Here is a 1,075-nt window from a genome sequence, read left to right on the forward strand (position 1 = left end):
AAGCTGGATGCCGCCCACTGTTTCGCTGGCCCTGGACCAGTTCCCGTACCGGAAGGAGATGGTGGAGTCCATGCCGGTTAACCTGGCGGGCTACATGGTGTCAGTGCAGCAGATGATCCCCAACCCAGCTAAGCTCAATGCCCGGAAAAGCTACATCCTCTCGCAGGAGAATGTTTTACGGCAAGAAGAAATGTGGGCGAAAAACGTGCTGCACTACACGGCGCGTGTTTACTACTACCGCCGCTACACGGCCGAAAAGAAAATGGAGGTGATAAGCGAGTACAGCGACCTGCTGAGGATGCTGATCACAACAGCAAAGGACAGGTACGTCTATAATCAGGCCGACCTGCCCACGGTGTTCAAGGCAGAGGCCCTATTGAGCGAACTGAACAATATGGAGACCATGCTACGGTCGCAGGTGGCCGAGAGCAGCATAGGCCTTAACACGCTGATGAGCCGGGAGGTAAGCACCCCTTTTCTAATCGATTCTGTCTTACAGCCAGCCGATTACCATAGCGATTATGCGTTATTGGCCGATTCGTCTTTCCTGAAGCGTAGCGATATTCTGGCAGTTGAGAGTCGTATCCAGTCCATGCGCAGCAATCAGCGTTTGATGGCTACCGGTGCTAGGCCCGACTTTGGTATTCAGTTCAATCACAGCCAGATGAAGGAAATGCCAAACACATTTTCCATAATGGGCATGGTCACAGTCCCTATTGTCCCTTGGTCATCCCGGATGTATAAGTCTGAAGTACGTTCGATGGAGTTCGAGATACAGGCCATGGAAGATGAAAAAGCTACCATGCAACTGATGGCCAACCAAATGATCCGGGAGCGGATCACCATGCTTGTTTACGAAAGCCGCCAGTTGCGGAACTACGACACGAGCATTCTGCCGGCCTACCGCAACAACCTGGAAAGTAATCTGCTGGCTTACCGGCAGAACACCGGAAGCTTCTTTGTGCTGCTGGATGCCTGGAACATGCTGCTGATGAAAGAAATAGAACGCATCGATAAGCTGGGGCAGGTATTCAACCTGCAGGCTGAGTACGAATACCAACGGGAAATCAACTAA

The 1,075-nt window shown here is 51.9% G+C and carries 1 protein-coding gene; it reads left to right on the forward strand.

Annotated features, from left to right (window positions below):
* The first annotated feature begins 205 nt into the window (after nt 1–205).
* Entirely contained in the window at nt 206–1,075 is an 870-nt protein-coding gene (locus LWP20_RS18075) for a TolC family protein (protein WP_242929583.1), read from the forward strand.

It is taken from the genome of Pontibacter vulgaris (assembly GCF_022758145.1).
Taxonomy (GTDB): Bacteria; Bacteroidota; Bacteroidia; order Cytophagales; family Hymenobacteraceae; genus Pontibacter; species Pontibacter vulgaris.